Origin of the sequence: Rhizobium hidalgonense, assembly GCF_005862185.2 — a bacterium.
GTDB classification, from domain to species: Bacteria; Pseudomonadota; Alphaproteobacteria; order Rhizobiales; family Rhizobiaceae; genus Rhizobium; species Rhizobium hidalgonense.
In genome coordinates, this window is sequence record NZ_CP054027.1 from 1,259,109 (window position 1) to 1,283,280 (window position 24,172).

The 24,172-nt window shown below is 62.2% G+C and carries 22 protein-coding genes and 1 pseudogene; 10 read left to right on the top strand and 13 right to left on the bottom strand.

The genetic code is table 11. The features are described 5' to 3' along the window. The 4 genes and pseudogenes from FFM81_RS05875 to FFM81_RS05890 form a co-directional block, all read right to left on the bottom strand. Positions 1-2,070: a hypothetical protein gene (locus tag FFM81_RS05875; protein ID WP_138384960.1), complete on the bottom strand. Its 2,070-nt coding sequence runs from the start codon at positions 2,068-2,070 to the stop codon at positions 1-3. Between the two features lies 1 nt (position 2,071). After that, positions 2,072-4,884, bottom strand: a pseudogene (locus FFM81_RS05880) (DUF4159 domain-containing protein). After that, complete coding sequence (locus FFM81_RS05885) at positions 4,881-5,801, bottom strand: DUF58 domain-containing protein (protein WP_003565552.1); 921 nt, start codon at positions 5,799-5,801, stop codon at positions 4,881-4,883. The pseudogene FFM81_RS05880 and the gene FFM81_RS05885 overlap by 4 nt, the downstream one beginning before the upstream one ends. A gap of 13 nt (positions 5,802-5,814) precedes the next feature. Further along, positions 5,815-6,825, bottom strand: a complete 1,011-nt coding sequence (locus FFM81_RS05890) for an AAA family ATPase (protein ID WP_025416748.1) — start codon at positions 6,823-6,825, stop codon at positions 5,815-5,817. A 158-nt stretch (positions 6,826-6,983) separates the two neighbouring features. Here FFM81_RS05890 and FFM81_RS05895 point away from each other — a divergent pair, with 158 nt between their 5' ends. Genes FFM81_RS05895 through FFM81_RS05905 form a run of 3 tightly spaced genes read left to right on the top strand, consistent with a single transcriptional unit; the run spans position 6,984 to position 9,504 of the window. Further along, positions 6,984-7,607: a DUF1285 domain-containing protein gene (locus tag FFM81_RS05895; RefSeq protein WP_003565548.1), complete on the top strand. Its 624-nt coding sequence runs from the start codon at positions 6,984-6,986 to the stop codon at positions 7,605-7,607. Beyond that, a complete protein-coding gene (locus FFM81_RS05900; protein ID WP_003565546.1) occupies positions 7,604-8,254 on the top strand; it encodes a CoA pyrophosphatase in 651 nt (216 codons plus the stop codon). Before FFM81_RS05895 ends, FFM81_RS05900 begins: the two co-directional genes overlap by 4 nt. Next, on the top strand, positions 8,251-9,504 hold the full coding sequence (locus FFM81_RS05905) for a CCA tRNA nucleotidyltransferase (protein ID WP_003565544.1): 1,254 nt from the start codon (positions 8,251-8,253) through the stop codon (positions 9,502-9,504). The genes FFM81_RS05900 and FFM81_RS05905 overlap by 4 nt, the downstream gene beginning before the upstream one ends. Here the strand turns inward: FFM81_RS05905 and FFM81_RS05910 are convergent, their stop codons facing one another. From FFM81_RS05910 to hemF, 3 genes are all read right to left on the bottom strand, one after another. Next, entirely contained in the window at positions 9,505-9,690 is a 186-nt protein-coding gene (locus FFM81_RS05910; protein WP_003565542.1) for a DUF1059 domain-containing protein, read from the bottom strand. 114 nt (positions 9,691-9,804) lie between these two features. After that, on the bottom strand, positions 9,805-10,074 hold the full coding sequence (locus tag FFM81_RS05915; protein WP_003565540.1) for a hypothetical protein: 270 nt from the start codon (positions 10,072-10,074) through the stop codon (positions 9,805-9,807). 103 nt (positions 10,075-10,177) lie between these two features. After that, the gene (gene hemF, locus FFM81_RS05920) at positions 10,178-11,083 is read right to left on the bottom strand and encodes an oxygen-dependent coproporphyrinogen oxidase (RefSeq protein ID WP_138384961.1); all 906 of its coding nucleotides are present in this window, start codon (positions 11,081-11,083) and stop codon (positions 10,178-10,180) included. 177 nt (positions 11,084-11,260) lie between these two features. On the opposite strand from hemF, the gene FFM81_RS05925 reads away from it, so the two are divergent. Further along, positions 11,261-11,521 carry a hypothetical protein gene (locus FFM81_RS05925; RefSeq protein ID WP_003565536.1) on the top strand — a complete coding sequence of 87 codons (261 nt, stop codon included), beginning with the start codon at positions 11,261-11,263 and terminating at the stop codon, positions 11,519-11,521. Between the two features lie 3 nt (positions 11,522-11,524). Here the strand turns inward: FFM81_RS05925 and FFM81_RS05930 are convergent, their stop codons facing one another. Both FFM81_RS05930 and FFM81_RS05935 read right to left on the bottom strand, forming a co-directional pair. Next, entirely contained in the window at positions 11,525-13,171 is a 1,647-nt protein-coding gene (locus FFM81_RS05930) for a Na/Pi cotransporter family protein (RefSeq protein WP_003565534.1), read from the bottom strand. Positions 13,172-13,369: 198 nt separating this feature from the next. Further along, positions 13,370-13,831, bottom strand: coding sequence for a tRNA (cytidine(34)-2'-O)-methyltransferase (locus FFM81_RS05935; protein ID WP_003565532.1), 462 nt, complete (start codon positions 13,829-13,831; stop codon positions 13,370-13,372). 386 nt (positions 13,832-14,217) lie between these two features. Between FFM81_RS05935 and FFM81_RS05940 the strand changes: the two genes are divergently transcribed. After that, positions 14,218-16,074 carry an ABC transporter ATP-binding protein gene (locus FFM81_RS05940; protein ID WP_003565530.1) on the top strand — a complete coding sequence of 619 codons (1,857 nt, stop codon included), beginning with the start codon at positions 14,218-14,220 and terminating at the stop codon, positions 16,072-16,074. Between the two features lie 116 nt (positions 16,075-16,190). Here FFM81_RS05940 and FFM81_RS05945 read toward each other — a convergent pair whose 3' ends face one another. Continuing rightward, positions 16,191-16,421 carry a ribbon-helix-helix protein, CopG family gene (locus FFM81_RS05945; protein WP_003565529.1) on the bottom strand — a complete coding sequence of 77 codons (231 nt, stop codon included), beginning with the start codon at positions 16,419-16,421 and terminating at the stop codon, positions 16,191-16,193. Positions 16,422-16,581: 160 nt separating this feature from the next. Between FFM81_RS05945 and FFM81_RS05950 the strand changes: the two genes are divergently transcribed. After that, complete coding sequence (locus tag FFM81_RS05950; RefSeq protein WP_003565528.1) at positions 16,582-18,495, top strand: ABC transporter ATP-binding protein; 1,914 nt, start codon at positions 16,582-16,584, stop codon at positions 18,493-18,495. On the opposite strand, the gene FFM81_RS05955 is transcribed toward FFM81_RS05950, so the two are convergent. After that, positions 18,451-19,383 (bottom strand): endonuclease/exonuclease/phosphatase family protein, encoded by a 933-nt coding sequence (locus FFM81_RS05955; RefSeq protein WP_138384962.1) that lies wholly within the window; start codon positions 19,381-19,383, stop codon positions 18,451-18,453. The two genes, FFM81_RS05950 and FFM81_RS05955, sit on opposite strands and share 45 nt — an antisense overlap. 285 nt (positions 19,384-19,668) lie before the next feature. Between FFM81_RS05955 and petA the strand changes: the two genes are divergently transcribed. From petA to FFM81_RS05975, 4 genes are all read left to right on the top strand, one after another. After that, on the top strand, positions 19,669-20,247 hold the full coding sequence (petA, locus tag FFM81_RS05960; RefSeq protein WP_138384963.1) for a ubiquinol-cytochrome c reductase iron-sulfur subunit: 579 nt from the start codon (positions 19,669-19,671) through the stop codon (positions 20,245-20,247). A 14-nt stretch (positions 20,248-20,261) separates the two neighbouring features. After that, complete coding sequence (locus FFM81_RS05965; RefSeq protein ID WP_138384964.1) at positions 20,262-21,542, top strand: cytochrome b; 1,281 nt, start codon at positions 20,262-20,264, stop codon at positions 21,540-21,542. Positions 21,543-21,567: 25 nt separating this feature from the next. Beyond that, positions 21,568-22,449, top strand: a complete 882-nt coding sequence (locus tag FFM81_RS05970) for a cytochrome c1 (RefSeq protein WP_138384965.1) — start codon at positions 21,568-21,570, stop codon at positions 22,447-22,449. 166 nt (positions 22,450-22,615) lie between these two features. After that, positions 22,616-23,158, top strand: a complete 543-nt coding sequence (locus FFM81_RS05975; RefSeq protein WP_138384966.1) for an adenine phosphoribosyltransferase — start codon at positions 22,616-22,618, stop codon at positions 23,156-23,158. Between the two features lie 20 nt (positions 23,159-23,178). Here FFM81_RS05975 and FFM81_RS05980 read toward each other — a convergent pair whose 3' ends face one another. Together FFM81_RS05980 and FFM81_RS05985 are read right to left on the bottom strand one after the other, a co-directional pair. Next, entirely contained in the window at positions 23,179-23,646 is a 468-nt protein-coding gene (locus tag FFM81_RS05980; protein WP_138384967.1) for a MaoC family dehydratase, read from the bottom strand. Continuing rightward, positions 23,643-24,107 (bottom strand): MaoC family dehydratase, encoded by a 465-nt coding sequence (locus FFM81_RS05985; RefSeq protein ID WP_138384968.1) that lies wholly within the window; start codon positions 24,105-24,107, stop codon positions 23,643-23,645. The genes FFM81_RS05980 and FFM81_RS05985 overlap by 4 nt, the downstream gene beginning before the upstream one ends. Positions 24,108-24,172: the final 65 nt, after the last annotated feature.

A 24,172-nucleotide genomic window follows, 5' to 3' on the forward strand; every position in this document is an offset into this window, starting at 1 on the left:
TTACCGCCCCTCGCGCCACCACATGGTTCCGAAGGCAAGCAGCAGGATGCCGACGCCGGCAAAACCGGCAAAGAGCGGCAGCGTGTTGATGCCCTTCAAGACCGTCTCGCTGGTCATGCGGATCATCATGCGATCGTTGTCGGCGACGCGGACCTGGCCGCGCACAGGCAGGATCGGCGGCACGTTGATCCTGCCGTTTGCGTTGGCGACGCGGGTGACGAGACCCTTGCTTCTGTCGGCGACAGGCTTCAGCACATCCGTCGTCGAGATCATCGCCTTGAATTCCGGTGCGTCGACGGCGCCGATATGGACCAGCGTCGACAGTTTGCCGTTGCGGATTTCGAATAGGCCGATCTCGTCCATCCGCTTTTCGGCCTTGTAGAGCCCGGGTTCGGATTGGATGAGCGGCAGGGTTTCGGTTTTGCCGGATGGATAACGCACCGTGGCGTTGCCGGGATTGTCGCCGATCGTCTGGCGCGTGACTTCAAGTGTCCTGCCAGAGGCGCGCGCCGTCAGCGCTTCTTCCTCGAGCGCCGGCTCCTTCATCAGCCAATGGGCGATGCGGCGGTAGAGCGAGACATTCGGGCCGCCGCCTTCGAAACCGCGCGCCCAGAGCCAGCCCTGGTCGGAAAGCAGCATGGCGACACGGCCCTGGCCGGCGCGGTTCAGCACCAGCAGCGGGTGGTTGTCGGCGCCGAGCATGATTGTCTCGCCCTGCGGCCGGTCGACGTCGACGCTGCGGAACCAGCGTCCCCAATGCGGCGGTTCCTCAGCCGAACCGTCGAGGCCGCGTGTGACGGGATGCTTGCGGCCTTCCTCGGAAAGGCGAGGATAGAAGGCCTTCTCGATCATCTCGCCGGTGGGCGTTGCCGGCAGGACCGTGGAAAGCGGCGTTATTGCAATCGAATCGGGGCCAGCATGCTCAGGCCCGGCGGCGATCAGCAGCGCGCCGCCGTTTTCGACATATTGCGAGATGTAATCGTAATAGAGCAGCGGCAGCACGCCGCGATGCTGGTAGCGATCGAAGATGATGAGGTCGAAATCCTTGATCTTGTCGACGAAGAGTTCGCGCGTCGGGAAGGCGATCAGCGACAGCTCGTTGATCGGCGTGCCGTCCTGTTTTTCCGGCGGGCGCAGGATGGTGAAGTGAACGAGATCGACGGAGGCATCGGATTTCAGCAGGTTGCGCCAGGCGCGCTCGCCGGCATGCGGCTCGCCGGAGACGAGAAGGACGCGAAGATTCTGACGGATGCCGTCGATGACATGAACGGCGCGATTGTTGGCGGTGGTGACCTCGCCGGGGAGTGCTGCGACGGAGAATTCCAGCACGTTGCTGCCGCCGGCCGGCACCTTGAAGGAGAAGGGCGTATCCTGGCCAGGTGTCGCCTGCAAAGTAGCAATCTCGTCACCGTTCAGTTTCACCGTGACATTGGCGGTGCCGCCGGGGCTCGGGCCGTCGTCGAAGACGCGCAGAACGACCTGCTGCTCCTCGTTTACGATGCCGAAGCGCGGCCCCTTGATGACTTCGATGCGGCGATCGAATTCGTTGGCCTTGCCAGTGATGAGGCCATGGATCGGCGCGTCGAAACCGAGCGCCTGGTTGGCGGCCGGAACATCATGAACTTCGCCGTCGGTCAGCATGATGGCGCCGCCGATACGGGCAGGCGGGACATCGGCGATGTTGGCTGACAGCGCGTCGAACAGGCGCGTCGACGGCACGTCGGAATTGACGTCGCCTTCGACATCGACGAAACGAGGCTCGATCTGGGGGAAGCGGGCGACCTGTCCCTTCAGGGCGGCCAGCGCATCGTCGGTCATCTTGATGCGATCGGGCGTCTGCTGGCTCTGGCTTCGGTCGACGAGAACCGGGACGATCGTCGACAGCTGATCCCGGTCCTCCTGCAGCAGCACCGGATTGGCAAGCGCGGTCAGCATGGCGAGCGCCGCCAGCGTTCTGATCCAGGCGCCGCGAATGCCGCGCCAGATCGCGAAGGCGGCGATGATGACGCTGACGGTGGCCAGTGCGGCCAGAACCGGCCAAGGCAGGAAGGGCGAAAAGTCGAAGGTCATCTCACTGTCCTAACCGTTCGAGAAGGTCGGGAACATGGACCTGGTCGGTCTTGTAGTTGCCGGTCAGCATGTACATCATGATATTGACGCCGGCACGGTAGGCATATTCGCGCTGCGCTTCATCGGACGGCACGGTCGGCAGCATTGGTACGCCGTTGTTGTCGACTGCCCAAGCGCCGGCGAAATCATTGCCGGTGATCAGGATCGGTGACACACCGTCGGCCGTCGCCGCCGATTTTTCGGTCGCTTCGCGGCTGCCCTGCCGGGCCTCGATCCACAGGGGACTGCCCGTGTAACGACCGGGAAAGCTCGACAGAAGATAGAAAGATTTCGTGAGCACGTGATCGGATGGCACAGGTTCCAGCGGCGGAATGTCGAGATTGCCGAGGATTTGCTGCAGCCTCTCGCCGTTGGCGCTGACATTGCCGCCATTGTCCAATGCGCTGATCTGATCGCGCGTATCGAAAAGCACGGTGCCGCCGTTGCGCATATAGGCGTCGATGCGGCTGATCGCAGCCGAAGACGGCATCGGCGCCGTCGCCGAAACCGGCCAGTAGATGATCGGGTAGAAGGCGAGCTCGTCTTTGGTGAGGTCGATGCCCACCGGCGGCGCCGGTTCCAGCGTCGTGCGGAAGGTCAGGAATTGGGTGAGGCCCTCGAGGCCGCGCTCGGATATATCGTCGACATCCTGTTCACCGGTGACGACATAGGCAAGGTGCGTATTATCAAGCCTCTGAAGGATGAGGTCGTCACCGGGCTTAGAGTCGTCGGCGTGAAGCGTACCGGGTTGCATCAGAAAGCCGGCACTGAGCGCAATGGCGATCATCGCGGCGGTGCGGACAGCGGGGCGCGAGCGCGAGAACGCGCCATTCATGAAGAGGACGATCAGGCTGTCGGCCAGAAGCAGCAGAAAAGCTACGAGGAAAAGAGCGGGCTTTGCTGACCAGCTTTCGCCGCCGATTAGGCCTTCGCGCACGGCATTGGTCCCCGTTGTGTCGAGCGGCATCAGTTCGGCATTCTCCGGCAGTACGTTGAGCGAGGTGAAACCATCTTCCGAACCATAGAGCCCGGGCGGGTTGTCGAAATTCGCCGTCGGTTCGGCTCCCGCCTGCGGAATGAGGGGCCGCGCCGAACCCGTCTCGGAGACGAGTGTGCCCTTGGCCGTCAGTATCCGGAATGGCGGCAGGGTTTCGGAGACACGCGCATTGCCGCGGGCCTCCGACGTTACGCCGCCCGAACGCGATATCTGCAGGAGGTGGCGCAGCATGTCGACGAACGTGCCTGAGATCGGCAGATCGGACCAGGTCGCTTCCGCCGTGACATGAAACAGGACGATCTGGCCGGATGCGAGTTGTTTCATCGTCACCAGCGGCGTGCCGTCAGCCAGGCTCGCCCAGGTGCGTTCGGCAAGATCGGGCGTCGGTTCGGCAAGCACCTGCCGCTTGACGACCACATCGGCGGGACGCGCAATGCCGGCGAAAGGCCCCAAGTTCGGAAATTCGGCGAGCGACTGCGGTTCGCTCCAGGACAATGTGCCGCCGAGCGCTCGTTCTCCCTGGCGCAGGATGACCGGGATCAGCGGATCGTCCGCAGGGGCTGCGGCCATACGCGGACCGGCGAAACGCAGCAGCATGCCGCCATTCGATATCCAGCGTGTCAGCGGTTCGTAGGTCTCCTCCGGCAGACGGCCGATGTCGGCCATGATGATGATCGAGGGATTGCTGGCGAGAAGTTTCGGTATGGCGACCGAAAGATCGGAATCGCTGGGCTGGATCAGATCCGCATAAGGCTGCAGCGCCCGCTGGATATAATAGAGCGGCGAGAGCAGCGGCTGGAACTCATCACCTCCTTCACCCGACAGCAACACGACACGGCGGCGCTTGAACGCGTCGTCGAGAAGGTGGACGGCGCCGGCCGTCGCGCCGTTATCGACACTGACGCGGGCGAAATCATTGCGCATTTCAAAAGGGGCGGTGATCGAGCTCGTCGCGACGCTTTGGCCGGGGCTGAAATCCACCCTGCCGTTTGCGATCGAGCGCCCCTGGCTATCGACGGCGTTCAGCGTCACGGATGCGGCACGCGAAGCGTTGAGCCGCGTGACTTTGACGGTCATGGCGTCAGCGGCATTGTTGGCCGCGGTGATCGCGACCGTGCGAGCGGCATCGCCCTCGATCAAGCGGAGATCGGCGGGCTGGAGTTCAGCGAGCCTGCGCACCGTCGCGTCGTCGGCTTTGGCGGCGGCGCCGTCGGTCAGGAAGGCGAGGGTGCCGGGCTTGAGGCCGTTCAGCGCGGCGCGCAGCGCTGGAAGGCGCGCTCACGGTCCGGCACCAGCGGTCGCGGCTCGGCGGCGCGCAGCTTGTCGCGGGCGCTCGCGGCGGTGCCTGGAACGGCGTTGTTGGTCGGATCGGCGGTGAAGGTGATCGACACAGGCGTGCCGGCGGATTCGGCGTCGTCTATCAACGCGTCGGCCGTCTGGATGCGTCGCTCCCAGTCGGGTGCGGCCGCCCAGCTGTTGTCGACGAAGAGGACGAGCGGGCCGCCGGATGCGAGCGAACTGGTGCGCGGATTGAAGACCGGATCGGCGATCGCAAGAATGACGATGGCGGCGAGCAGCATGCGCAGCAGCGTCAGCCACCACGGGCTTTGCGCCGGCGTCTCCTCGCGTTTCAAGACGGAGGCGAGGATTTTTAGGGGCGGGAAGACCTCGGTCTTCGGGCGCGGCGGCGTCAGCCGCAGCAGCCACCAGATGACCGGCAGGGCGATGAGGGCGCCGAGGATGGCGGGAAAGGCGAAAGCGAAGGGAAGGGCGTTCACAGCTGCCCTCCATGCGTTGCCTTGGCCGGCATGCCGGAGAGGTACATGTGCACCGCGACTAGCGCCTCCGAGGCGAGATGATCGGTGCGGTGCGTCGCAAAGGTCCAGCCGAGATGACGCAGCGACTGGCCGAGGCTGTCCCTTCGGGCGAGATAGGCGTTGCGATAGGCCTCGCGGATGTGTTCGGCGCGGCCGGCGATCAGCTTGGCGCCGCTCTCCGGATCGGTGAATTCGGTGCGGCCGCTATAGGGGAATATCTCTTCGGCGGGATCTGCTATCTCGACCACGTGGCCGCGCAGGCCACGGCGGGCAAGTGGGCCGAGGCGTTCCATGATCGCCGGGGCGTCGTCGAGGAAATCGCCGATTAGGACGAGGTCGCTCCAGCCGCGGATCATCGCCGTTTCCGGCAGGCCACCGGTTAGCGGCGTGTGCATCAGCGCGGCTGCAAGGCGCTCAGCGGCGTTGCGGGCGGAGGCGGGTTCCATGATGCCGGGGCAGCCGATGCGCTCGCCGGAGCGGGCGAGAATTTCGGCCAGCGCCAGCATGACGACCAGCGCGCGGCTTTCCTTGGAGACGCTGCCATAGCTCGACTTGTACATCATCGAGGGCGACATGTCGCACCAGAGCCAGATCGTATGGGCCGCCTCCCATTCCCGCTCGCGCACATAGGTATGGTCGTCGCGGGCGGAGCGGCGCCAATCGATGCGCGACAGGCTTTCGCCCTCGGCATAGGGGCGGAACTGCCAGAAATTCTCGCCGATGCCACGCTTGCGGCGGCCATGCCAGCCGGCGATCACCGTGTTGGCGATGCGCTTGGCTTCCACCAGGCAGTCCGGTACCAGGGCGGCCCGCTGCCTGGCGCGGGAAAGGGCATCGCTGCCTGACGTCGGGTTGACGATCTGTCCGATAGATGCCACGCGTCCGGCTTCCTTATCCCTTTGCCTGCTTGACCAGTCCGGCGATGACGTCGCGCACCGACATGCCTTCGGCGCGAGCAGCGAAAGTCAGCGCCATGCGGTGCTGGAGAATGGGTTCGGCGAGCGCAAAAATATCATCGAGCGAGGGCGCCAGGCGGCCTTCGTAGAGCGCCCGGGCACGCGCGCAGAGCATCATCGCCTGGCCGGCGCGAGGGCCCGGACCCCAGGCGACGTTCTTGTCGGTTGCGGCATTGCCCTGGCCTGGGCGGGCGGAACGCACCAGCGCCAGGATGGCATCGACGACGGTGTCGCTCACCGGCATCTGCCGCACCAGGGCCTGAATCTCGATCAGCCGCTGCGCGTCGATGACGGCTGCCGGCCGGCTTTCGCCCAAGCCCGTTGTCTCGAGCAGGATCTGGCGTTCGGCGGCGAGTTCGGGATAGTTGACGTCGACCTGCAGCAGGAAACGATCGAGCTGGGCTTCGGGCAGGGGATAGGTGCCTTCCTGCTCGAGCGGGTTCTGGGTGGCGAGCACATGGAAGGGGGCCGGCAGGTCATAACGCTGGCCGGCGATGGTGATGTGATATTCCTGCATCGCCTGCAGAAGCGCCGACTGGGTGCGCGGCGAGGCGCGGTTGATCTCATCGGCCATCAGCAGCTGAGCGAAGACGGGGCCCTTGACGAAGCGGAAAGAGCGGCGTCCACTGTCGTCCTGATCCATCACCTCGGAGCCGAGAATATCGGACGGCATCAGGTCCGGCGTGAACTGGATGCGATTGGCGGCAAGGCCGAGGACTTCGCCGAGCGTCGTCACCAGTCTGGTCTTGGCAAGGCCGGGGACACCGACGAGGAGGGCATGGCCACCGGAGAGGACGGCGAGAATGGTGTTCTCGACGACGCTTTCCTGACCGAAGATCACCTTCGAGACTTCTCCGCGGATGGCGGCGATATCGGAGAGCGCCTTTTCGGCAGCGGCGACGATCGCCTTTTCATCGAGGCTGGCTTCGGTCTTCATCATACCCACGGGCATCTCCAACGGCTGAAATCATTCGGCAGCGAATCGGCGGACTTATACATCTGCCTCATACTCGATAGAGTTATGGAGATGCGACGGGCTGACAAGTTCGTTGCGAATGACTATCTCGTGACTTTACTTCGTTAAGGACAAACCGGGACGGAAGAATGGCAGCCGAGGAAATCAGCGGACAGGCGGATGCGGCAGGACTTGCTGCCATGATTTCGCGCGCGTCTGACGAAAGCGGCGGAAAAAAACGCGGGTTACCGCCGGTCGAGCGGTGGAATCCGCCGTTCTGCGGCGATATCGATATGGAGATCAGAGCCGACGGCACCTGGTTCTACATGGGCACACCGATCGGCCGGCCCGCGTTGGTGCGGCTGTTTTCGACAGTTTTGCGGAAAGATGACGACGAGAAGACCTATCTCGTAACTCCTGTGGAAAAGGTCGGGATCAGGGTCGTCGATGCTGCGTTCATCGCCGTGGAGATGAGCGTGACGGAGAGGCAGGGCCAACAGCTGCTGACCTTCCGTACCAATGTCGGCGATGTCGTGGAGGCGGGAGGAGAGCATCGGCTGCGCTTTGCCATTGCGGACGGCAACGCCGAATTGAAACCCTATCTGCATGTGCGCGGGCGGCTGGAGGCGCTGGTGTCGCGTGCGGTGATGTATGAACTGGTCGCGCTCGGCGAGATTCTCGACCTGGAGGGGCAGGCGATGTTTGCGATCCGCTCCGCCGGCGAGGTTTTCCCGGTCATGCCGGCCGATCAACTGGATGCTCTTTGCCGATGAATGATGCGATCACCCACCGTTACCCGCTGTTCTCAGCAGCCGAATTCCGCCGCCGGGCGCTCAACCAGAACGGCGGGCCGGTCGATCATGCCTGGCGCGATCATGGCGACCATATCCTCAATCCCGATATCGTAGAGGAGGTCGCGACCTTCAAGCTGCGCGACGCCGCCGTGCTCGTGCCCGTCGTCGACGACGGCGAGGAAGCGCATGTGATCTTCACCAAGCGCACGGCGACGCTGCGCAAACATTCCGGGCAGATCGCCTTTCCCGGCGGCTCGATCGATCCCGCCGATATCTCGCCTGAGATGGCGGCGATCCGCGAGACGGAGGAGGAGATCGGTCTCTCCGGTTCCTTCGTCGAGACCGTCGGACGGCTGCCGAATTACCTTGCCTCGACCGGCTTTCGCATCACGCCGGTGCTTGGCGTGGTCTCGCCGGGCTTCGCGCTGACGCTGAACCCGGCCGAGGTGGCCGACGTGTTCGAGGTGCCGCTTTCCTTCCTGATGAACCCTGCCAATCATGCCCGCGACAGGCGTGTTATCGACGGCATCGACCGGCATTTCTACCGCATGCCCTATGAAACCCGAATGATCTGGGGCATTACCGCCGGCATCGTCCGCACGCTTTATGAAAGGCTTTATGCATGACCGGCCTTGCCGACCAAGCATGGTTCCGCGACCCGGCGCTCGGCCGGATTCTGGCGCTTCTCAATACCGATGGCGGCGAGGGGCGGGTGGTCGGCGGCGCCGTGCGCAACAGCCTGATGGACCTGCCGGTCAGCGATATCGACATCGCCACGACACTCAGACCGGAGACGGTGATGGACCGGGCAGAAGTCGCCGGTATCAAGGCGGTGCCGACCGGCTTGCAGCACGGCACGGTGACGCTCGTCATCGACGGCAAGCCTTTCGAGGTGACGACGCTTCGCACCGACGTCGAGACCGATGGGCGCCGTGCCAAGGTCGCCTTCAGCACCGATTGGAAGGCAGATGCCGAACGGCGGGATCTGACGATCAATGCGCTTTATGCCGATGCCGAGGGTGAGGTGGTGGATCTGGTCGGCGGGCTTGGCGACATTGAAAGGCGCAACATCCGTTTCATCGGCGATGCGGCAAAGCGTATTGCCGAAGATCATCTGCGCATCCTGCGCTTCTTCCGCTTCTTTGCCTATTACGGCTCCGGACGGCCAGATGCCGAGGGGCTGAAGGCGTGTTCGGCGGCGCGTTCGAAGCTGAAGACGCTGTCGGCGGAGCGAGTCTGGTCGGAACTGCGGAAATTGCTGAGTGCTTCCGATCCCGGCCGGGCACTGCTCTGGATGCGGCAGGTGGCGGTGCTGACGGAAATCCTGCCGGAATCGGAAAAATGGGGGATCGATGCGATTCCCTCGCTGGTCGCCACCGAAAAGGCGCTCGGCTGGACGCCGGATCCGTTGCTGCGCCTTGCGGCGATCGTGCCGCCCGATGCGGTGCGGCTGGAGGGGCTGGCAGCCCGGCTCAAGCTCTCGAATGCGGAGGCGGCCACTCTCAGGGCCTGGGCAATGGCGGCACCTGTTAACGACGACATGTCGTCGGCGGCCTTCGAACGGTTGCTTTACCGCAACGGCGCCGACGGTATCTTGTCTCGGCTGAAGCTGGCGCTCGGCGTTGCGCGTGGGAAGGCTGAAGGGGATTTCGACGAAATGGCACGATCGGCGCGGCTCACCAAGCTGCTGGATCAGGCCGCGAACTGGAAGAAGCCGCAATTTCCGCTGAACGGCGGCGACGTGATTTCTGCGGGAATCGCGTCCGGCCCGCGTGTTGGCGAGTTGCTCGCCGGCCTGGAAAACCAGTGGGTGGAGGAAAATTTCGTTTCCGACCGGGCGGCGCTGCTCGCCCGGCTGCAGGAACGGGTGCAATAATTAGGCTGCATTGACCTCGTCTCGGATGCGAGCCTTGATATTATCCACCATGTTCTCGCGGATCGTGGTTTCCCCGTGAGCGTTTTTCAGGTGCTCGACGGCGCGGCGGACCACCTCGGCGTCGCTATCGGCCCGCGTATGCCAGGCGCAGCCCGGGACGAGAGTGCCGCATTCGAAAAGTCGCATGGTCTTCTCCTCTGTTTAAAACACAAAGACGATCGCGATCTGACGCGATTTATGAATGTGCGGGGGGAGGGAAGGTTCCGGCCGGCATCGACATGCCGGCCGGTAAAGGCCGTGTCAGTCGGGCATCGCCCAGGCTTTGTAGGTATCCGATAGTTGGCCGGGCATGTTGCTGTTGGCGGCCGCGGCTTCGTTCTGCAGCTGTTCCGGCGACTTGCCGCCGGCCAGTTGCAGCTTGACCTGCTCGATGAAGCAGGACAGCGGCAGATCCGAGCCGCTCTTGGCCCGCAGCTTCTCGGCGATGCGCGTCAGAAACTCGGATGTGTCGATTGCGCGGGATGTTTCCTGGACATCCGTGGACGCAGGCGAACCACTTTGTATCGTCATGACAATCCTCCTCCGATTGTTACGCACATACATATTAAGTTAGGACGCGCTTAATTTTCGTGAAGGTCAATCAACTCGAATTTATCGACGAGTTATTACAGTCTCATGGCCAGCGGACGACGGGAGGCAGCGATGAGAGTATGGATTCAACGTTGCCGCCGGTCTTCAGGCCGAAGATCGTGCCGCGATCATACAGCAGATTGAATTCGACGTAGCGGCCCCGGCGGATCAATTGTTCGTCGCGGTCCGCCTCCGTCCACTGCTTATTGAAGTTGGAGCGGACGATCTTCGGATAGACCATGGCGAAGGCCCGGCCGACATCGCGGGTGAAGGCGAAGTCGGCGTCCCAGCCGCCGGCATCCTCGCCCGAATGCAGCCAGTCATAGAAGACGCCGCCGATGCCGCGGGCCTCGTTGCGATGTTTCAGGAAGAAATATTCGTCGCACCAGGCTTTGTAGGCATCGTAGTCGGCGACGGCATGATTGCGGCAAGCGATCTCCATCGCCTTGTGAAAGAGTTGGCTGTCCTCGTCCTCCTGGGTGCGGCGGCGCGACAGCACCGGCGTCAGGTCGGCGCCACCGCCGAACCAGCGGCTGGTGGTCACCACCATACGGGTGTTCATGTGCACGGCCGGGACGTTGGGGTTCACGGGATGGGCGATCAGCGAAATGCCCGAGGCCCAGAAACGGGGATCGTTCTTGGCGCCGGGTATCTGCGCCCGGAAGTCCGGGGAAAACTCGCCATGGACGGTGGAGGTGTGGACGCCGACCTTCTCGAAGACCCGGCCTTCCATCATCGACATGCGACCACCGCCGCCGTTTTCGCGCGACCAGTCCTTGGCGGCGAAGCGGCCGGGCTCCTGATCGGAGAGCGGGCCTTCCAGTTCGTCTTCGAGGGCCTCAAAGGAGGCGCAAATCGTGTCGCGCAGTCCTTCGAACCAGCTGCGGGCGGCGGCCTTCTTCACTTCGATATCGTCAGGCAGGCCGATCGGCAGTTCCGGTCTTTCCATGTCACGCCTCCGGCGGTCGGCATCTCCATAGGAAGCGACTCGCTCATTCTCGATTGCCCGCCCCGTTTAGCAGGTGGCGCCGCATGTCGCCAAGCCAAGGCGCACTCCCAAGCGCTTCCAAGATTCGACTCGCAAATCCCAGATTTCGATATTACCTTTTCCGAAGAGGTAGGTTTGATGAAAAAAGTTCCAGGGCCTCCGTCCTTTGACGGCCTGAAGCGCAGGATAGCGAGACATCGGGCGGAAACGTCCTCCCGCAGGAAAGACCATTTCGTGCGTGAGACATATTGCCTCGGCCTCCTCGACGCACGCGCCAAGGCGCGCGAATGGTTCGACGAATATCCGAAAGCCGCCTACTGGACAGAAGTGGAGAGCTGGCGTCAGCTCGACGGCGATCAGATCGAATTCACTATGCGCCGCCTGCCATCGGCCGACTGACCATCACTCTACAGCAGTCCGCACGCGGCTTTCGATCAGCAGGCCGCTCTCATCCATGATCGGATGCGCCACCGAGACGATATGGGCGTTGATGCGCTTCAGGTCGCGCAGCATATCGAGATGCAGCGAACTCGTCTGCAGGCTGTCGGCGCGGCCGTCGCGCAGGCGTTCGAGATGGCGCTCGGCCGATTGCTTTTCCATCCGGCGCACCTCAACCTTTATCTCCATCATCTGCCGCGCGAGATTGAAATCGCGGGTGACGAAGATCGTCTGGGCGACGCGCAGATTGTCGATCGTCAGATCGAACAGCTTGCGCAGTTCCTGATGGCCGTCGTCGGAAAATTTCAGGCCGAGCGAGATCTTCTTCGCCACCTCCTCCCGCAAGCCTTTCTCGATGATGTCGCCCATATGTTCGAGATTGATCGCGTAGTCGATGACGACAATCGAGCGGCGAGCGTTTTCATCGCTGAGCCCCTCGCGGCCGAGCTTCGAGAGATAGATCTTCACCGCCTGCTGCAGCCGGTCGACGCGCTCTTCGAGAGCTGGGATTTCGGCAAGTTTGCCGGCATCATTCTGCTCGAAGGCTTCGGAGACCCTGACGAGCATGCGCTCGATGAGGTCGCCGACGCCCAGCACTTCGCGGGTGGCGCTGGTCAGGGCAATGACGGGTGTCGAAAGCTCCTGCGCATCGAGATATTTCGGGGCGTTGTCAGGTTCCGGCTGATCCGGCACCAGCCGGGCCATCAAGGTGGCGAGCGGTCGGGAAAAAGGCCAGGCCAGGGCGGCGAGCAGAAGATTGAAGGCAAGATGCGCGTCGACCGGCAGCTTCGCCGGGCCAAAGGGCAGCATCCGGATGAATTCGGCGCCATAGCCCGCCAGCGGCAGGGCGATAAAGCATCCTAGCGTGCGCACCGCGAGATTGCCGAGGGTGACGCGCCGCGCCGAAACCGGACCGGATAATGTTGCGATGACGGGCGGGATCGCACCGCCGAGGTTGGCGCCGAGCACAAGCACGATGACGAGTTCGGCCGAAACCAGGCCCGCCGAGGCGAGCGAGAGGATAAGCACCACTACGGCCAGGCTCGATGAGGATAGGAAGGCGAGGGCTGCCGAGAAGAGCAGCGCCACGGGCAGCGCGCCATCCAGCAGGCCGATAAAGGCGGCGAGAGCGGGGGAGGCGCGCATCGGTTCTGTCGCGAGGCCGAGAAGATGCAGCGACAGCAGCATCAGCCCGATGCCGATCAGCGCTGCGCCGCCGCCCTGGCGGGCGCTGGAACGCCCGCGGTAAAGCACGATGCCGAAGAGGATCAAGAGGGGAGAGAGCCATTCGATGCCGGTGGCGACGATCCAGGCGGTGATCGCAGTGCCGACATTGGCGCCGAGCAGGACGATTTGCGCCATGCGCGGCTTGATCAGATCACGCTCGACGAAGGATGCGGTCATCAGCGCCGTCGCCGTGGAGCTCTGTAGCGCGATGGTCGCGACGAGACCGGACAGAAAGGAACGGAAACCGCCGCGCGTGCCGGTCGCCAACCCTGTCCTGAGGCGTGCGCCGAATGCCCTGGACACGCCGTCCTTCACCTGCGCAAGGCCGAATAGCAGCAAGGCCACGGCGCCGAACAGGTTGATCATGATGACTGTGGAATCCATTTTCTTGCTTTTATTCTTCTTTCATCTGTGTGCAGAGGCGCTGGCCTGGGTGAAACCTCCCAAGCTGTTGAAATAACGGAGGCTATGCGATATTTTTGTTTGCCCGGCTAATAAATATAGACCGATTTGGCGGATTCGCAACGTCGTTTTGCGACATGTTCTGGAGCGGATCGGTGGTTGCTTCGAAGTCGATATCGATCAAACCCAGACCGTCTGGCGCATCGCTTCGCCGACGATCATCGCGGCGGAGACGGCGACGTTGATCGAACGATGGCCCTCGACCATCGGGATCAGGATGCGGGCATCGGCGGTTTCATGCACATGATCCGGCACGCCGGCGCTTTCGCGACCGAAAAGCAGGATGTCATCCGAGCGGAAGACCAGATCGGTGTAGCGATCGGCCGCCTTGGTCGAGGCGAGGATCAGACGGCGGCCGGTCGTGGCACGCCACGCCACGAAGCGCTCCCAGTTGACATGGCGGGTCAGCGCGGCGGCGGCGATATAATCCATGCCGGATCGTTTCAGGTTTCGATCCGAAACGTCGAAGCCGGCCGGTTCGATCAGATCGACCGCAAAGCCGAGGCAGGCAGCAAGACGCAGGATCGTGCCGGTATTGCCGGGGATATCCGGCTGATAGAGTGCCAATCTGAGGTCGGTCATCACACGCCGCTTATTTCGTTAAGACGCGTGAGACCTAAAGCAACTGCCGTTTCGCCGCAACAGGGCGCGTTTTGGCCGAGAAACGTTCTATTTACGCCATTATAGGGCTGGAAATTTAGCGATTTTCGCGTTATCCATGCACATCTTTCAGTCGCCAGCAGGGAGGGCCGTCATGAATATTTTGCTCGATATGCGCTTTCCCGGCGTGATGCCGATTAAGGCGACACGGCGCCGCTAGTGCGCCTTTCCTACTGAATCCCCCTTTTTGATCCATTGTGCGGCTGTTTCAGCCTCGCCCCTTGAACGTTCGGTTCCCATATGTGCTTGCGTAGCACCGGGATGGCGCGAAGCCGGGAGCCGAAACGCTGACGTTTTGGAGCAATTTCATGTTTGGCTGGTTCGAACAGCGACTCAATCCCTTTCCGAGCGAGGAGCCAGTCGCTCCGCCGAAGGGTCTTTTCGCCTTTTGCTGGCATTACAGCAAGCCGGCAGCACCCTGGCTCGGCCTGATGGCGATGCTGACGGCCTCAATCGCCGTCGGCGAAGTGGCGCTCTTCCAGTTTCTCGGCGATATCGTCGACTGGCTGACCAATGCCGACCGAGCCACCTTCCTGCAGACGGAGGGCCACAAGCTTTTCTGGATGGCGGCGCTGGTGCTGGTTGGCTTACCACTGGCGGCTGGGCTCGATTCCCTCATCATGCACCAGATGCTGCTCGGAAATTATCCGATGAGCGCCCGTTGGCAGATGCATCGCTTCCTGCTGCGCCACAGCATGACATTCTTCGCCAATGAGTTTGCCGGGCGTGTCGCGACCAAGGTGATGCAGACCTCGCTTGCCGTGCGCGAAACGGTGATGAAGATCCTCGACGTCTTCGTCTATGTCGTCAGCTATTTCCTGACGATGATCATCGTGATTGCGGCGGCCGATTGGCGGCTGATGATCCCGATCCTCGTCTGGCTCGCCATCTATATCGGCATCGTCGCCTATTTCGTGCCGCGGCTTCGCAAGATCGCGGCGGCGCAGGCGGATGCACGCTCGATGATGACGGGGCGCGTGGTCGACAGCTACACCAACATCGCAACCGTCAAGCTGTTTTCGCATGCCGGCCGCGAGGAGGTCTATGCCAAAGAGGGCATGGACGAGTTTCTGCAGACCGTGCACAAGCAGATGCGCAAGGTGACGCTCTTCCACATCAGCGTCTACCTGAACAACTGCATTGCGCTCTTCGTCGTCTCCAGCATGTCGATCTGGTTCTGGCTGAACGGCGCGATCTCGGTCGGCGCCATCGCCATCGCCATCGGCCTTGCCATGCGCGTCAACGGCATGTCGCAATGGATTATGTGGGAAGTCTCGGCGCTGTTTGAGAATATCGGCACCGTCTATGACGGCATGGAGATGATGAGCAAACAGCACGACATCGTCGACAAGCCGGGCGCGCCCTCGATGACGGCGAAGAAGGGCGCGATCCACTACGACCGCATCCGCTTCCACTACGGCAAAAGCAAGGGTGTCATCGACAGCCTGTCGCTCGACATCAAGGCGGGCGAGAAGGTCGGTCTCGTCGGGCGCTCCGGCGCCGGCAAGACGACGCTGATGAACCTGCTGCTGCGCTTCTACGATCTGGAGGGCGGCCGCATCACCATCGACGGGCAGGATATATCAGGCGTCTCGCAGGAGAGTCTGCGCTCGCTGATCGGCGTGGTGACACAGGATACTTCGCTGCTGCATCGCTCGATCCGCGACAACATCGCCTATGGCCGCCCCGACGCTTCTGATGCTGAGATTATCGAGGCTGCCAAGCGTGCGAATGCCTGGGAGTTCGTCGAGGGCCTCGTCGACATGCAGGGCCGCCAAGGGCTCGACGCGCAGGTGGGCGAACGCGGCGTGAAGCTCTCAGGAGGCCAGCGGCAGCGCGTCGCGATCGCCCGCGTCTTCCTGAAGGACGCGCCGATCCTGGTGCTCGACGAGGCAACCTCGGCGCTCGATTCGGAAGTCGAGGCGGCGATCCAGGAAAACCTCTTCGCCCTGATGGAGGGCAAGACGGTGATCGCGATTGCCCACCGGCTGTCGACGCTGACGGAGATGGATCGGCTGATCGTGCTCGACAAGGGGCGGATCATCGAGGCCGGCACGCATGCCGAACTGATCGAAAATGGCGGCATCTACGCCGACCTCTGGAACCGCCAGTCCGGCGGCTTCCTCTCCGATCATACCGAAGAGGCGGAAGAAGCGGCTGAATAAAAATCAAATTGGCCCTCCCTGCGAACGCGAGGAGGGCCGTTTGATTTTCAGGGACTATTTTAAAAGCCACGCGGTTGATGGGGAGGCGGGATTATCGCCTGACCGCCCACGTGCGTTCAAAGGCTGTCTGCCCAATCGATCACCCGGTCATGTCCAACGACCACGATGGTGTTGGCTGCGGCGATCGTGCGCAGCGCCACGATGCGGCGGCGGTCTTCCTGGTCGAGCCAGGCGGCAAGGGCCTCGGTGACGATCTCGTCGCGCGGCAGCGCCAGGTCGATGGCCAGGGCGTCAAGCCTTTCCGCGAGCGGAAGCGGAATATGCGCGTCGAGCATTTTCGTTTCCATGGGCCTCTCTCCGGTGAGCCGTGATCATAGTGTCAGATTGTGACCGGTTCGGGAGCAATCAATAGCGATGCCGCCGATGTTATCGATCATTACAAAAATATAAGGTTGGTCGGCATTTCCTTCTCTTTGCCGCTTCCGCCAATCCGCCTATATCGCTTCCATGTTCCTGCGCCCCATTCTTCGCCTGTTTGAAACCTGGATCGATCCGTTCCGTCCGCGCGCCAATCTTCAGCCGCCGGGCTCGACGCTCGGATTCATCCGGTTCTATATCGGCCAGGCGAAGATGCCCTTCGTCGCCATGCTCGTTCTCGGCGGCACATCGGCGGCAATCGAGGCGGCACTTTTCTGGTTCGTCGGCCGGCTGGTCGATATCCTCGGCAGTATCACACCCGGCGCCGGCTGGAGCGGTCTTCTGGCAGCCCATGGCGGCGAGCTGTTCGGCATGCTCGCTCTCATCGGCCTCGTACGTTTCGTCGTCGCTTTCCTGATCGCGCTCGTCGATCAGCAGGTGATCACGCCGGGTTTTTACAATCTAGCACGTTGGCAATCCTATCTCCATGTCTCCCGGCAGTCTTTATCGTTCTTCCAGAGCGATTTCTCCGGGCGCATCGTTACCAAGGTCTGGTCGGCCGGGCAGGCGGCCGGGGATCTCGTCACCTCGCTGATGGAAAGCGTCTGGTTCGTCGGAATTTATGCCGTGACGACGCTCGTGCTCGTCGCCCGGCTGGACTTTTCCCTGGCCGCCGTCGTGCTGTTCTGGCTTTGCGCCTTCAGCCTGCTTGCCCGCCACTTCGTTCCCAGGATCCGCCATCATTCCCGCGAAACGGCGGAGGCCGGATCGATGCTGAACGGCCGGATGGTCGATTCCTACAGCAACATGCAGACGCTGAAGCTGTTTGCGCGCGCCGAGGAGAGCGACCGCTACATGCGGCAGGGCTTCGATATCTATCAGGATACGGTGCTGCGCTTCACCCGCTTCATTACCGGTGTCCGGGCCTCCATGGCGCTGCTCTCCGGCCTGATGATCGTGACGATGGCGGGGCTGAGCGTCGATCTCTGGCTGCGCGGCCTGGTCAGCTCGGGTGCCGTGGCATTCTCGCTGGCGCTGGTGCTCAGGCTGAATTTCCTGTTGGGGCGGCTGATGACCCAGTTCAACGGCATCATGCGCAATCTCGGCACCATCCAGAACGCCGCCGAGCTGATCTCCCAGCCTCTGGGGCTCGTCGATCGGCCGGATGCGAAGAGCCTGATGATCCGGCAGCCCGGCATCCGCTTCGACAATGTTTCCTTCCGCTACGGCAAAGGTCACCTGCCGGTCGTCGAGAATTTCTCCCTGACAATACACCCGGGCGAAAAGGTCGGGATCGTCGGCCGTTCCGGCGCGGGCAAGTCGACGCTGATGAACCTGCTGCTGCGCCTCTATGACATTCAGGACGGCCGCATTCTCATCGACGGCCAGGATATTGCGGCCGTGACGCAGGAATCGCTCAGGATGCAGATCGGCGTCGTCAGCCAGGACACGTCGCTGCTGCATCGTTCGGTGCGCGACAATATCCTGTTCGGACGGCCGGATGCCGGTGAGGAGCGCTTGGTCGAGGCAGCCACGCGCGCCGAAGCCATCGACTTCATCGAGCGCCTGCAGGATCAGCAGGGGCGCAGCGGTTTCGATGCGCATGTCGGCGAACGCGGTGTGAAACTGTCAGGCGGCCAGCGGCAACGCATCGCCATTGCCCGCGTCATGCTGAAGGACGCTCCGATCCTTGTCCTCGACGAAGCGACCTCGGCGCTCGATTCGGAAGTGGAGGAAGCGATTCAGTCCAATCTCCATCGGATCATGGAAGGCAAGACCGTGCTTGCGATCGCTCATCGGCTGTCGACGATTGCTGCGCTCGACCGGCTGATCGTTGTCGATCTCGGCCGCATCATCGAGGAGGGCACCCACGATCAGCTGCTTCGCCGCGGCGGGCTCTATGCCGAGCTCTGGGCGCGCCAGTCCGGCGGTTTCCTCGCGGCGGACGAGGATGCGGTCTCAAGGGTCGACGGCGAATTCCGCCATGAGGCCAAAATGATTTGAACCGAAGCCGTCTTTGATGCGGCTCACCGATTTCAGCCGCAGCGGCGCTTTGCTGAAGACGTGATCGATCGGAATTCCGAAGGCGCCGGCAGCAATCGGCCATGTCGCCGGCTCCAATGCTACCGTGCCCAGGCCCTGGCTGCGCATGAGCCACTGCACGTCGGGCGCCAGGATGGAGGTATTGAAATCACCGGCGAGGACAAGCGGTCCCGGCAGGGTGGGGATAATCTCGGCGAGATCTTCGATCTCAAGGCCGTGGAATTCGTCATAATAAGGTTTGGTCAAATGCGCGGCGAGGAAATTGATCTTTTGACCGTAAAAATCGATCGTCGAGATCGTCAGTCGGTTGCGCCAGAGCAGGCCGAGATTGCGGATGCGGGGCTCGATCAGCGGGCGCTTCGACAGAACCAGGGTATCGCATTCCCGCATGCCGACGCCGCAGCCGATGTAATAGGGATATGTCTTCAGGAGCCGCGGCAGTTCCGACAGCAGCGGTTCGGCCTCGAGGATGTTGACGACATCGGCGCCGGAGGCGATGGCCATGTCGGCAATTGCCGGGCCGTTGGCGAAATTATCGTTCTCGATATTGAAGGACATCAGCTTGAAGAGGGCCGGGCGATTTTCTTCGACGGCGGGCTCGACGAATTCGCGCATCATCATGACACCATGGACGGCAAGGACCACAGATACGCCAAGCGTCAGCAACGCATACCAGTGCCGTTTGACGATAAAGGCTGCGATGGACGCCGCTGCTGCTGCCACGGCCAGATGGACCTGGAAGCTGTAAAAGAAGGAAAGCAGATAGAAATCCTTGACGTAGCGCAGCGAGACGATGGCAAGTACAAGGGTCGTGAGAACGCTGAATACGCAATAAATCGTGTCTCTCATCCGCTTCGGTCCGGCTCGCTGGCTTGGTTGCGCCTGCGCCTATCACGGTGGGGTTTTTGTTGCAATGCAGCATAATGGCAAGCTCGTGTTTGCCTTAAAAAATTCATCGGAAATTCCCGCGACATTGTGCCCCCGTCCCCTTGCCAAGGCTGGACATAATTTGCGATCAAGCTTAGAACGCGCCGGATTGCCGGGGAATCTATGGCCGAATTGTGTCTAGATCGATTCGCCGGCAGAGGGGGCAGGGCGGAATTCCGCAATAATTGCGCAGAGGATGGTTAGGCCGTGAGCGAACACGTAACGACAAGCGAGGCTTCGACAGAGCCTACTCGCCGTGATTTCCTTTATCTCACCACTGGTATGGCGGGCGCTGTCGGCGCCGTCGCGGTTGCCTGGCCGTTCATCGACCAGATGCGCCCGGATGCGTCGACGCTGGCGCTGGCCTCCATCGAAGTCGATGTCACGAGCCTCGAGCCCGGCATGTCGCTGACGGTGAAATGGCGCGGCAAGCCGATCTTCATCCGCAACCGCACGCCTGAGGAAGTCAAGGCCGCGGCCGATGTCCCGATGTCGGATCTCAAGGATCCGGTGGCCCGCAATGCAAACCTTCCTGCCGACGCTCAGGCAACGGGCGTCGACCGCTCGGGCGGCCAAGGCAAGGAAAACTGGATCGTCATGATTGGCACCTGCACCCATCTCGGCTGCGTCCCGCTCGGCCAGGCCGGCGAATACAATGGTTGGTTCTGTCCCTGCCATGGCTCGGTCTACGACACGGCCGGCCGCATTCGGAAGGGTCCCGCGCCTCAGAATCTGGCGATCCCGACCTTTTCATTTGTGTCCGATACCAAAATCAAGATCGGTTGAGGGGAGACTGATTCATGAGTGGCCATTCCAGCTACGAACCATCAACCGGCTTCGAGAAATGGGTCGATGCGCGCCTTCCGCTGCCGCGCATGGTCTATGACAGCTTCGTAGCATATCCGGTTCCGAGAAACCTGAACTATGCCTATACTTTCGGCGCCATGCTCTCCGTCATGCTGGTCGTGCAGATCCTGACGGGCATCGTGCTCGCCATGCATTACGCCGCCGACACGACGATCGCCTTCAACTCCGTTGAAAAGATCATGCGCGATGTCAATCACGGCTGGCTGCTGCGCTACATGCACGCCAACGGCGCATCATTCTTCTTCGTCGCCGTCTACCTGCACATCGCCCGCGGTCTCTATTATGGTTCCTACAAGGCTCCGCGCGAAATCCTTTGGATCCTCGGCGTCGTCATCTACCTGCTGATGATGGCGACCGGCTTCATGGGCTACGTCCTGCCCTGGGGCCAGATGTCCTTCTGGGGCGCGACCGTCATCACCGGCTTCTTCTCGGCCTTCCCGATGATCGGCGAATCGCTCCAGCAGTTCCTGCTCGGCGGCTTTGCCGTCGAACAGCCGACGCTCAACCGCTTCTTCTCGCTGCACTACCTGCTGCCCTTCATGATCGCCGGCGTCGTCGTCCTGCACATCTGGGCATTGCACGTCACCGGTCAGACGAACCCGACGGGCGTCGAGGTCAAGACGAAGACGGACACGGTGCGCTTCACGCCCTATGCGACGATGAAGGATGCGCTCGGCGTCTCGGTCTTCCTGCTGGTCTATGCCTATTTCGTCTTCTACATGCCGAACTTCCTCGGCCATGCCGACAACTACATTCCGGCCGACCCGTTGAAGACGCCGGCCCACATCGTTCCGGAATGGTACTTCCTGCCGTTCTACGCGATGCTGCGTTCGATCACCTTCAACATCGGCCCGATCGACTCCAAGCTCGGCGGCGTGCTCGTGATGTTCGGCGCCATCATCGTGCTGTTCTTCCTGCCCTGGCTCGATACGTCCAAGGTTCGCTCGGCGGTCTACCGTCCCTGGTACAAGCTGTTCTATTGGCTGTTCGTGATCAACGCGATCATCCTCGGCTGGCTCGGCTCTCAGCCGGCGGAAGGGAGCTTCGTCATCATCTCGCAGATCTGCACGCTCCTCTACTTCGCCTTCTTCCTGGTTGCCATGCCGGTGCTCGGCCTCGTCGAGACGCCGCGCCGCATCCCGAACTCGATCACCGAAGCGGTGCTCGAGAAGCGCAACAAGACAGCTGCCGCCAGTGCAGCGGCCAATGCGTAAGCGCGAGACGGAAGGGAACAGAAACATGAAAACGCTTGTTGCAAGCATTCTCTCGCTCGCTTTCGTTGCCGGTCTCAGCGGCGCGGCTCTGGCCGAAGAGCCAGGCCCGGCCGGTGCGGCTCCGGCCCATCACGCGGAAGGCGAGACACCGCATTATCCCCTGAAGCATCCGAAGCAGCAGGAATGGACTTTCGCCGGTCCCTTCGGCCATTACGATAAAGGCCAGCTCCAGCGCGGCCTCAAGGTCTACACGGAAGTCTGTGCAGCCTGCCATTCGATGAAGCTCGTGCCTTTCCGCACGCTCGACGAACTCGGCTATTCCGAGGGGCAGGTAAAGGCCTTCGCCGCGAATTACGAGGTGCAGGACGGTCCCGACGCCAGCGGCGAGATGTTTACCCGCAAGGCGGTTCCTTCCGACTACTTCCCGTCGCCTTTCCCCAATGCCGAAGCCGCGGCTGCTTCCAACAATGGCGCCGCTCCTCCCGATTTTTCGCTGATCGCCAAGGCCCGCGGCGTCACGCGCGGCTTTCCGCAGTTCGTTTTCGACATGTTCACGCAGTATCAGGAAGGCGGCCCGGACTATATCTATTCGCTCCTGACCGGCTATGAAGAACCGCCAGCCGGCACCAAGATAGCGCAAGGCGCGCATTACAATCCGTATTTCAACGCCGCTGACGTGCTCGCCATGCCGAAGCCGCTTTCCGATGGTCAGGTGACCTATGACGACGGCGCGCCCGCGACCGTGGACCAGTATGCCAGGGACGTCACCGCCTTCCTGATGTGGGCTGCCGAGCCGCATCTGGAGGAGCGCAAGCGCACCGGCTTCATGGTCATGGTCTTCCTGGCGATCTTCACTGTGCTGATCTATCTGACGAAGCGCTCGGTCTACGCCAACAAGGAACATTGAGCGTTCCTTGTCTGAATTCGAAAGGCGGCTTGCGAGCCGCCTTTTTTGTTGCCTGCCGCTTTGCGTCGACTCCGGCCGGCAATCCCTTCGGAAAACCGCTTACACTTTTCGGCTTCATGATCTAGGGTGCGGGCCGTTTCATGCCCTCGCAGAATATGGACTTTCCATGAACAATACGCTTTCGGAGCTCGCAGCCAGCATCCGCTCCATCCCCGACTATCCCAAGCCCGGCATCATCTTCCGCGACATCACCACGTTGCTCGGCAACCCCCGCGCGTTCCGCCGGGCGGTCGATGAACTCGTGCAGCCCTATGCCGGCACGAAGATCGACAAGATCGCCGGCATGGAAGCACGCGGCTTCATTCTCGGCGGTGCGGTGGCGCACCAGCTTTCCTCCGGCTTCGTGCCGATCCGCAAGAAGGGCAAGCTGCCGCATGAGACCGTGCGTATCGCCTATAGCCTGGAATATGGCGTCGACGAGATGGAGATGCATCGCGATGCGGTGCAGCCCGGCGAGAAGGTGATCCTGGTCGATGACCTGATCGCCACCGGCGGTACGGCCGTCGGTGCGACCAAGCTGCTGCGCCAGATCGGCGCTGAGGTAGTCGGCGCCTGCTTCGTCATCGATCTGCCGGATCTCGGCGGTCGCAGGAAGCTGGAAGAGCTCGGCGTCGTCGTGCACACGCTGGTCGAATTCTCTGGCCACTGACCGGCATTCCGCCAGCGTCGTCAGTCGAATTCCAAGACGCCGCTTTCGAAGCGCATGACGGCATCGCCGTTCTGGTTGACGCCCTCGCAGAGAATGGTGTTGACGTGCCAGCCCGGCCGCGACGCAAGCGGCCGGCTCGAGAGCAAGGCGACCGAATAGGTCACGACGTCACCCGGGAAAATCGGCCGCAGCCATTGCAGTTTCTGGAAGCCGGGCGAGGGGCCGAGGTTCGGCGCCGTCAGACCCTTTTGCGCAAGCGCGATACTCTGGCTTTTCCAGAAGGCAAGGAAGGTCCGCATCCAGGCGGCGGTGGTATGCCAGCCCGAGGCGCAAAGTCCGCCGAAGAGGGTCTCTTTGGCGGCTTCCTTGTCGACGTGGAAACGCTGCGGATCGTAGCGTCTGGCAAAGCGGACGATGTTTTCCTCGGTAAAGGTGTAGCTGCCGATCTCGGCCTTTTCGCCGACGGCGTAAAGCTCGGACATTCTCATGCCGATGCCTCCGCCCGCATGCGGATCATGACCGAATTCTCCGAGAGACAAACGAGTTCGCCGCGCTGGTTTTCCACCTCGTGGCGGAATCTGGCTATTCCAATGCCGGGGCGCGAGCGCATCGGCCTGGCTCCGAGCACGGTCGAGTGGCCCTGCAGCGTATCGCCTGCCAGCACCGGCTTTCGCCATTCCATCAGATCGATGCCCGGCGCACCCTCGCAGAGGGCGTTCAGAATATAGCTGTCGGCCATCATGCGCATCAGCATCGAGGACGTATGCCAGCCGGAGGCGGCGAGCCCGCCGAGAATGCTGGCGCGGCCGGCGGCCTCGTCGAGATGCATCGGCTGCGGGTCGAATTCCCGGGCAAACTCGATGATTTCCTCAGCCAGCACCAGCTTCGGGCCGAGGGTGAAGCGGCGGCCAGGCTGGAAATCCTCAAGGGAAAGCTTTTCTGCCGACATTCGCTCCTCCGCCATATGCAGCCTAGAACAGGATGTTTTTAGGCCGGTCGGCCTAAAATCTGAAT

Excerpts from the sequence above, each read along its gene's own strand:
- FFM81_RS05875 (WP_138384960.1), bottom strand. The coding sequence starts at position 2,070 with ATGACCTTCGACTTTTCGCCCTTCCTGCCTTGGCCGGTTCTGGCCGCA.
- FFM81_RS05895 (WP_003565548.1), top strand. The coding sequence starts at position 6,984 with ATGGCAGCCGAGGAAATCAGCGGACAGGCGGATGCGGCAGGACTTGCT.
- FFM81_RS05900 (WP_003565546.1), top strand. The coding sequence starts at position 7,604 with ATGAATGATGCGATCACCCACCGTTACCCGCTGTTCTCAGCAGCCGAA.
- FFM81_RS05905 (WP_003565544.1), top strand. The coding sequence starts at position 8,251 with ATGACCGGCCTTGCCGACCAAGCATGGTTCCGCGACCCGGCGCTCGGC.
- FFM81_RS05910 (WP_003565542.1), bottom strand. The coding sequence starts at position 9,690 with ATGCGACTTTTCGAATGCGGCACTCTCGTCCCGGGCTGCGCCTGGCAT.
- FFM81_RS05915 (WP_003565540.1), bottom strand. The coding sequence starts at position 10,074 with ATGACGATACAAAGTGGTTCGCCTGCGTCCACGGATGTCCAGGAAACA.
- hemF (WP_138384961.1), bottom strand. The coding sequence starts at position 11,083 with ATGGAAAGACCGGAACTGCCGATCGGCCTGCCTGACGATATCGAAGTG.
- FFM81_RS05925 (WP_003565536.1), top strand. The coding sequence starts at position 11,261 with ATGAAAAAAGTTCCAGGGCCTCCGTCCTTTGACGGCCTGAAGCGCAGG.
- FFM81_RS05930 (WP_003565534.1), bottom strand. The coding sequence starts at position 13,171 with ATGGATTCCACAGTCATCATGATCAACCTGTTCGGCGCCGTGGCCTTG.
- FFM81_RS05935 (WP_003565532.1), bottom strand. The coding sequence starts at position 13,831 with ATGACCGACCTCAGATTGGCACTCTATCAGCCGGATATCCCCGGCAAT.
- FFM81_RS05940 (WP_003565530.1), top strand. The coding sequence starts at position 14,218 with ATGTTTGGCTGGTTCGAACAGCGACTCAATCCCTTTCCGAGCGAGGAG.
- FFM81_RS05945 (WP_003565529.1), bottom strand. The coding sequence starts at position 16,421 with ATGGAAACGAAAATGCTCGACGCGCATATTCCGCTTCCGCTCGCGGAA.
- FFM81_RS05950 (WP_003565528.1), top strand. The coding sequence starts at position 16,582 with ATGTTCCTGCGCCCCATTCTTCGCCTGTTTGAAACCTGGATCGATCCG.
- FFM81_RS05955 (WP_138384962.1), bottom strand. The coding sequence starts at position 19,383 with ATGAGAGACACGATTTATTGCGTATTCAGCGTTCTCACGACCCTTGTA.
- FFM81_RS05965 (WP_138384964.1), top strand. The coding sequence starts at position 20,262 with ATGAGTGGCCATTCCAGCTACGAACCATCAACCGGCTTCGAGAAATGG.
- FFM81_RS05970 (WP_138384965.1), top strand. The coding sequence starts at position 21,568 with ATGAAAACGCTTGTTGCAAGCATTCTCTCGCTCGCTTTCGTTGCCGGT.
- FFM81_RS05975 (WP_138384966.1), top strand. The coding sequence starts at position 22,616 with ATGAACAATACGCTTTCGGAGCTCGCAGCCAGCATCCGCTCCATCCCC.
- FFM81_RS05980 (WP_138384967.1), bottom strand. The coding sequence starts at position 23,646 with ATGAGAATGTCCGAGCTTTACGCCGTCGGCGAAAAGGCCGAGATCGGC.
- FFM81_RS05985 (WP_138384968.1), bottom strand. The coding sequence starts at position 24,107 with ATGTCGGCAGAAAAGCTTTCCCTTGAGGATTTCCAGCCTGGCCGCCGC.